Raw genomic sequence first — 7252 nt, 5'->3', positions numbered from 1 at the left:
GCCAAGCCGAGAGTCACGATACGGTTCATGCAGAAACCTTTCGGCTTCTTCCAATTGCAAAGCAAGTTCACGGAAGACTAGCCATGTCTGCTTACACCCAATCGCTGCCGATCAGCGCATATGTGAGACAACCTAGAAGCGGTCGATCAGACGCGCCGAGCGACCGCTTCTTTGGCTAGATTTCAGTTCGCTCCGCTAACAGCAAGGCGTCTTCGACATCGACGCCGAGATAGCGGACGGTGTTCTCGATCTTCGTATGACCGAGCAGTATCTGGATCGCTCGTATATTACCGGTAGCACGATAGATCATCGCGGCTTTCGTTCGCCGGAGGGAATGTGTGCCGTATTCGGCTTTTCGCAAGCCGATAGCCGTCACCCATTCATCGACCAGGCGTGCATACTGCCGCGTGCTCATATGGGCAGATTGATCGACACGACTTGGGAATAGGTAGTCGCTTGTAGAGCCGCCTCGGCGTTCGAGCCACGCTAGCAGTGTCGCTCGAACGTCGGCGGTAAGTTCAAACTGCACTGGGCGATTCGTCTTTTGCTGGATGACGGTGGCTCGATTGCGAATATCGGCACCTGCGACCACATCACCGATTTTGATCTTCACGAGATCACAGCCGCGGAGCTTACTATCGATGGCTAGGTCAAAAAGAGTTCTGTCCCTTAATCGTCCCTCGCGATCGAGATGAAAGCGGATCGCCCAAATCTGCTTCTGGGTTAGCGGACGCTTCGTTCCGACATTCTTGCCAGCGTTCCAAGCGGGACGATGACGCGTTGCTGTATCAAACTGTGAGTATCCCATTGCCTTTCTCCATGGCCCGAATGGCCGAAGAGGTAACGCTCAGGATGTCGCGGCTTTCGGGCCGTTTAGAGACCGTCCACTTTAAGGCGCGCGGCAACGTTGCGACATCGGCCGTCCGTATGAATGCATCGCAGTTCTTGGTCGCTCTCGGCGGTCATCCGAAGCTGAAAAAATTGAGTGAAAATTAAAGTCCTGCGTCAATTAAAGGATGCCAACGGTTTCCCCGCATATGGCGTGATGAATCACAACGGCGGTGGTCGCCGGTTGGGATTAAGAGCGAATAGGTAGTGCAATGAAAAACGAAACTCTTGTGACGCTGACCGCAGATATCGTGTCGGCGCACGTAAGCGCTAATCAGGTAGACGAGGCGGGTGTCGTTTCGCTTATCGAGGGCGTCCATAAGGCTCTGAGCGAACTTGGCGAAACGGCAAAGGAAGAGGCCGAGCAAAAGCCCGCAGTTCCCGTCTCGAGAAGCGTAAAGCGCGACCACATCGTCTGCTTGGAAGACGGCAAGAAACTGAAGATGCTCAAGCGCTATCTTAGGACCAATTTTGACATGACCCCTGCCGAGTATAGGGCGAAGTGGGGTTTGCCGTCGGACTACCCTATGGTGGCGCCAGCCTATGCCGAGATGCGCCGGGATATGGCGAAGAAGATCGGTCTTGGTAAGGCGCCGAACCAGAAGCGTGGGCGGCCCAAGAAGGTTTAAACTTCAGGATGAAGGAGGTGTCCGTGTCAACCTTGCCTCGATTTCGGAGGCTGACAGCGGCATATGGGTAGCGAAACGAACAGAACGGACAATCTGTTGAGCCTTAGTTTCGAGCAACTCCTAATGTTCAACGATAGTGTTCCATAACCGCAACCGTTGTTAGCTTCCATAGGGAGGCCGTCATCAGCTTCTAATTGTGTAGAACGGCCTGAGCCACCACTACGGACTCGGTTTGGGGTACCAGGCGACTCCGACCGAATCGAGGGAAGTCGGAACAAGACTTAAGGGTGCCCCGAATTGGATCAGTCGCTCATCTACCGGATAGAGTAGTCCATTAGTTTTCCGCTCCAATTCAGCTGCTTTCGGATGCAGCCCAACGATAGCGCTATGCACCGAGCCCTTAAGGAGCCTATTTTCGACAAAGCGTATCCCGGACACGTCAGCGTCAGCTTCGATGAACGTTCCTTCGCCAGTTCCGGAAAGTAGATTTCTAGTGATGCAACTGTTGATTGGCGGTGCGAGCCGTTCCGAGTCTGCACCGGCTCCGAAGGTTATCCGCGTACTATCGACTATCGTGTTACGTTCAATCTGTGCATTGTCGACGCGGACGTACCGGTTCTTTGGTGAATCCGGAACACCATTCATAATGGTGAGTGCCCCCCAAAACCCGGTGCCACGCAATCCTTCCATGTAATTTTCTCTTACGATTTGATTGCGATTGATGACCCGGATGCCGCCCGTTTTCGCTTTCCCATGGCCAAGGAAGACATTCCTCTCCACAAGATTGCCGTCCCCATGTCGCAAGGTGAGTGCACCTTGTGCTCGCAAAAACAAGTTCTCACGGTAAATATTGCCACCTGACTTCGACGAAATGACTTCTATCTCGCCATCGGTGCGATCGAAAACATTCTTCTCGACCAAAGTATTCGACACGTGTTCGGAATAAGTGCTAGTTCCGACCCGGATCGTCTCACCGCCATTGGTGCCCAACGCGGGACGCGGCCCGAAATAATTGTGGTCTATCCTATGGTTATTATGGCGGCTCTCCGCACTATCTAATCTGACTGCCAAGGTCACACCTTTGTTGGTCTTGCCAACCAGATGATTGTGATCGAAGCGGTTGTTCTTCCCGTACAGCCCAACCCAATAATCGGCATCTTGTTTGTCAGGTTTGCTAAATCCGTCGATTACAACCTCGGTAACACGACTGTAGGCGGCTAAATCGCGCTTGTTGCGTCGAAAAGATATCACTTCGCTGCGTGGACTGTAGCCATTCCTGAAAACCAAGCCCGTTACCAAGATGTACCGACCGCCAATCCGCAAACTCGACTGACCAGTTAGCAGGACTTTACCTTTGGACTGAGCCAAGATCGTAATGGGGGCCTCTTTGCGGCCTTCACCAGTGACGACTAGGTCGAAATCCTTCCATTCGCCATTGGCCAATATGATCGTATCGCCAGCCTGTAAGGAAGCGCTGGCACGCGAGTATTCAGAGGCATTCTCAACGAAATACTCTTTGGCGTTAGCGACCGTAACCGACAGCCAATAGAAAACTGCTCCTACAACGAAAATGCGAAACATCGGTTTGTCTTTCACGTAGTTTGAGACCGACAGTCTGGGAAAGTGCGATTGGACAACATTCCAAACTTTGAAGCTTTCCTGTTTTGGCATCCCGCCTAGCTTGAGCAGACGGAGAAACGTTCGCGTGTTTCTGAAATGCGCTTCTCCAGATCGCGGAGAGCCTCCGTCTCTCTCGATCCCAGCATCCATTCGAGAATATCCTGAAAATGCGCGCGCGTAGCTTTGCGGGCTGCCTCAGGGTCGCGATCTCTGAACGCCTTGAGAATCGCTCTATGAGTCGCAGACCTGACGCCCGCCGTGCTCGCAAGGGATTGTCCTTGGACGGTAATTTGCGACCGCATATCGGCCAAAAATTTCACGACAAGCATCATAGCCTGATTGTCCGATTGTTCGGCAATCAGAATATGGAATTGCCCATCTGCCGCTGCTGCAACCTCAGGATTGGCCGATCCGAGCGGCACCAAAAGGTCTTCAAGAAGCATTAGGCCTTCGTCAGTTATCGTCTTAGCAACGAGCGCCGCAAGATCGGCTTCGATCAACATGCTTGCCTCTAGGACTTCAAGTGCCGCTGCGCCCGTGCCTATGCTTGAGAACAGCGGCTGTCTGGCACTCACATAGAATGCTGAACCGCTTCGTGCCTCGAGCCGCCCAACCGCTTGGAGCGCAATCTTAGCCTCACGGATCGCGACGCGACTGACTCCGAGAAAGGTTGCCAGCTCGCGCTCGCCAGGCAAACGCATTCCGGGGGGGTAAACGCCGTCATCGATAAGTTTGCCGATATCTTCTACGACTGTATGGAAGGGCCTTCTACTACCCATGCGATCAGGGCCTTCGGTAATTTGGCGAGGGAAAGTCGGGCGCGCAGTTTCCAAAGCGAGATCTTGGAACCGGCGCGCCCGAGCGCATCTCAACGTTAGAACTTCGCCCTGACCCCCAGGTAATATCTCGGGCCATAGGAAAGGACCTGGCCGAGGTTCGTTCGAGTGCCGCGATAATCGATGCGAGGTTCATTGAACAAGTTAAGTCCTTCGGCGCTAACGCGAATATTGTCGGTTATTGCGTAGGATATACGTGCTTCGAAAACGCCAGTATCATCCACGAAGCGAACCCGCCCCGGGGTGCCGACGAATTGTTGGAAATATTGACTACGGTACTTGTAAACGCCCTGCAGCTCGAGTTTTCCGATCTCGTAGAACGCCTGAGCGGAAAGGACGTGCTTGGACAGTCCAAAGATATTTGCCGGTGGAATAAGCGCATCGCTCGTGGTGCGCGACAGATCGCTGTTGATAGTGGTTATGGCCCCCAATGTATCGTCTTGAAACTCAAAATCAGAATCCGCGAAGTTGTAGCTAACCTTGAAGCCCAAACCATCGAGCGGCTTGGGTAGCCACGAGAATCGGTGCGCTGCGGTCACTTCAACACCCCAAATCGTGCTGGAGCCTTCGCTGGTATTGGCAGTGGTGACCAGTGTTTCGAGGTCTTCGCCATCGACTGTGAAGGTTTCGAACCGGCCGATGGTCTCAAACCCGCCATTAAAGCTTTTGTAATAGGCACCGATTGCGAGGATGGAATCCGCATCAGGATACCATTCGACTGCGGCATCGACATTCCATGATAGTAATGGATCGGTAAACGGATTGCCGGTGGCATTGGCCGACCCAATTGCGTCTGCAATCGAGAAGACAGGAGCCCCTTCTTCGACTAGCGCGGTGAAGGTCCGTCCATATCCAAGGTTAGATGGATCCGGCCGCGAGAGCGCCCGATACGCCGAGAACCGCCCAAGCAAGTCAGGTTGCAGTTCAAAAGTCAGGTTAAGGCTGGGTAGCCACTCAGTGTAGGAGTTTTCGGCAGTTAGAGAAACCAACGATCCCTGATCTTCGACGATATCGACTAATTCGCCCGTAGTGTCATCGTAGACTGCGGTGAGCGTGCCTCGGAAACCGCTCGAACGGACATCGGTTTTGACGACGCGCAAACCTGCATTACCACGAACGGGTAATCTCCCGAGTTGGCCATCGAAGTTCACCTGAAGATAGGCGGCTTTGGTTTTCTCGTAGACGTCGCTGTTCTGGATGGAATCAAAGTTTCCGTCAGGATAACTAGGAATGCCACCCTCGTCGAAGGTGATCACACCCGTGGGATCATTGGCCTCCAGGGTCTGCGCGAGGCAGAGTGCATCGAATGTCGCAAAGGTATTAGTCGTGCCGATTATGTTGCCTGAAGTGTCCACGATCGTGACGAGCGGATTTCCTCCGGCGACCGAGCTGAGAAACCCCTTTTCGGGGAATGCTGTACGGCACGTTTGGTTCGCAACCGAAAGTGCTTCATTGCTGTATGTATTCTCGAAGCGGCTAGTACCCGATGCTGCGCCGGGTACATCGCGATACTTGAGCTCCTGAAAGCGCACCCCACCTTCAATGGAAGTGATAAGGCCATCCATCTCGTAGTTCAGATCGGCCCGCCAAGCGAAGATGCTATTATAACGATCCTGCTCCAGATCGTAGCGCGCGCGCGCGTCGTTACGAAAGAGATCGTAATTGTTGGGGTCGAAGGCCTGCACGACGAAATTGGGGATCAGTGAGCCGTTCTGCCCTATCAGATAGGCGGTTTCGATCCGGTCGTTATTAGTGTCGCCATTGCTTTCTACAGCTAGCGGATACTGCCCCCCGTTTCCGTAGATGTCGAGTTGGTCGCGAATGCGCATGCGCACCTGGGTCGCTTCCTCGATCCGCTGGGTTTGCGAATAGGACACGTCGGTCGAGAATGTAAGTCGTTCCGAAAGTTCGAGATCGACGGCCAGACCACCACCGTAATACTCCTCGTCGCGCTCGATATACTCGCTGTTCGTCTCGACACTCGTCTCGCCTGTGAACTGGTACAACTCACCATACGGTCCGGTGATCAGTTCGTAGTCGAGAGCGCCGATGTCGCCCTCGCCGTCGACACGGCGCCCTTCGGAGAAGTTTAGATCGTTGCGGCGCTCACGGAACTTCCGCTTCGAGTATTGGAAGTCCATGTTAATATCGACGCCAGGACCAGGCTGAATCTGAACCGCACCAAAAAAGGCGTCGCGAGTGTCATCAGTGATGTTTTGCCGGTAGGAATAGCTATTCTGAGCAATGACAAACTCTTCCGTGCCCGCTTGGTCGGGACGATCGGTATTGCAATTGTCTTCGTCGAATACACCACTGCTGGAATTGGTCGGGTCATAGCCACAATAGTTGAGCGTGTTGCTGACCGCAGCCTCTTGTTCCGGGTTGGTCGAAGAATTGCGGGAATATCCTAGCGAAACACCGATTTCCCCTCCGCCAAGCTCGAATTGGTCGATATAGGAAAGCGAAGCGCGATAGCCGACGTCCTGGAAGCGCTGGTCCGCCTCGATGTCCAGATTATCAGGATTTATGTTAAGCTTGACCTCGCCCTGAAGGCGACTTTTCCCATAGTCGATTGGCCGCACCGTCTCGAGCGCAATCTGGCCAGCTACGCCGCCTTCGATCAAGCTTGCCGACTGCGTTTTGTAGATCCCGATCTTGTTGAACAGTTCGGAAGGGAACTGGCTGAAATTGACCGAACGGTCCCCGCTGCCATTCGACGCCGCACGCCCATTTACAGTAGTTGAGCTCAAGAAGGGGCCAAGGCCGCGAATAGATATCTCGGTAGCCCCACCCTGTTCGCGATGAGACCCTGCGCCGGTAAGTGTTTCAAGGGCTTCACCGATAGACAGCGCAGGCAAATCGCCGATCTCGTCCGCCGCGAGGGCATCGAAGATAAGGTCGTTGTTGCGCTTCTCTTCGATTGATTCCTGAATAGTCTCCCGGAACCCACTTACGATGATGACAGAGTCGTTCTCGACAGTTTCTTCATCGCCCTGGCTCGCTTCTTGAGCAGAGGCGGAAACGGCACACATTAAGCTGAACGCCGATGCAGCGACTAGCAACGACGACTTAGAATTCAGACTGGCACGATTGGCTACGCCATGAACGAAGCGCATGATTCTCTCCCCGGTAAACTACTTATATTTGTAGCCTGTCGATAGACCCCAAACCAAAGTAGTCAATCCCTAGATCATACCCATATCAATTTTTCTGTAATACCAATTTGACCGTCCTATCCGGGCTGGGCTGGGCTGGCCCGGTCTACAAACGTAAACGTAC

Annotated in this window: 6 protein-coding genes; 2 read left to right on the top strand and 4 right to left on the bottom strand. The window is 53.6% G+C overall.

Translation table 11 applies throughout. The features are described from left to right. Nucleotides 1-175: 175 nt before the first annotated feature. Entirely contained in the window at nucleotides 176-808 is a 633-nt protein-coding gene (locus tag FHS69_RS06770; RefSeq protein ID WP_166777005.1) for a tyrosine-type recombinase/integrase, read from the bottom strand. 20 nt (nucleotides 809-828) lie between these two features. On the opposite strand from FHS69_RS06770, the gene FHS69_RS06765 reads away from it, so the two are divergent. Both FHS69_RS06765 and FHS69_RS06760 read left to right on the top strand, forming a co-directional pair. After that, nucleotides 829-996 carry a hypothetical protein gene (locus FHS69_RS06765; RefSeq protein ID WP_166777004.1) on the top strand — a complete coding sequence of 56 codons (168 nt, stop codon included), beginning with the start codon at nucleotides 829-831 and terminating at the stop codon, nucleotides 994-996. Between the two features lie 104 nt (nucleotides 997-1100). Then, on the top strand, nucleotides 1101-1517 hold the full coding sequence (locus FHS69_RS06760) for a Ros/MucR family transcriptional regulator (RefSeq protein WP_166777003.1): 417 nt from the start codon (nucleotides 1101-1103) through the stop codon (nucleotides 1515-1517). A 219-nt stretch (nucleotides 1518-1736) separates the two neighbouring features. Here the strand turns inward: FHS69_RS06760 and FHS69_RS06755 are convergent, their stop codons facing one another. From FHS69_RS06755 to FHS69_RS06745, 3 genes are all read right to left on the bottom strand, one after another. Next, nucleotides 1737-3113: a chondroitinase-B domain-containing protein gene (locus FHS69_RS06755; protein ID WP_166777002.1), complete on the bottom strand. Its 1377-nt coding sequence runs from the start codon at nucleotides 3111-3113 to the stop codon at nucleotides 1737-1739. Nucleotides 3114-3193: 80 nt separating this feature from the next. Next, complete coding sequence (locus FHS69_RS06750; protein ID WP_166777001.1) at nucleotides 3194-3916, bottom strand: FadR/GntR family transcriptional regulator; 723 nt, start codon at nucleotides 3914-3916, stop codon at nucleotides 3194-3196. A 95-nt stretch (nucleotides 3917-4011) separates the two neighbouring features. Then, nucleotides 4012-7089 carry a TonB-dependent receptor gene (locus FHS69_RS06745; protein WP_166777000.1) on the bottom strand — a complete coding sequence of 1026 codons (3078 nt, stop codon included), beginning with the start codon at nucleotides 7087-7089 and terminating at the stop codon, nucleotides 4012-4014. Nucleotides 7090-7252 lie beyond the last annotated feature (163 nt).

It is taken from the genome of Qipengyuania flava, from assembly GCF_011762005.1.
In the GTDB taxonomy this organism is placed as follows: Bacteria; Pseudomonadota; Alphaproteobacteria; order Sphingomonadales; family Sphingomonadaceae; genus Qipengyuania; species Qipengyuania flava.
This window is presented reverse-complemented; position numbering and strand designations above follow the sequence as displayed.

What these genes read in the sequence shown, in the direction of transcription:
- FHS69_RS06745 (WP_166777000.1), bottom strand. Translation starts at nt 7,089, where the DNA reads ATGCGCTTCGTTCATGGCGTAGCCAATCGTGCCAGTCTGAATTCTAAG.
- FHS69_RS06760 (WP_166777003.1), top strand. Translation starts at nt 1,101, where the DNA reads ATGAAAAACGAAACTCTTGTGACGCTGACCGCAGATATCGTGTCGGCG.
- FHS69_RS06765 (WP_166777004.1), top strand. Translation starts at nt 829, where the DNA reads ATGGCCGAAGAGGTAACGCTCAGGATGTCGCGGCTTTCGGGCCGTTTA.
- FHS69_RS06770 (WP_166777005.1), bottom strand. Translation starts at nt 808, where the DNA reads ATGGGATACTCACAGTTTGATACAGCAACGCGTCATCGTCCCGCTTGG.
- FHS69_RS06750 (WP_166777001.1), bottom strand. Translation starts at nt 3,916, where the DNA reads ATGGGTAGTAGAAGGCCCTTCCATACAGTCGTAGAAGATATCGGCAAA.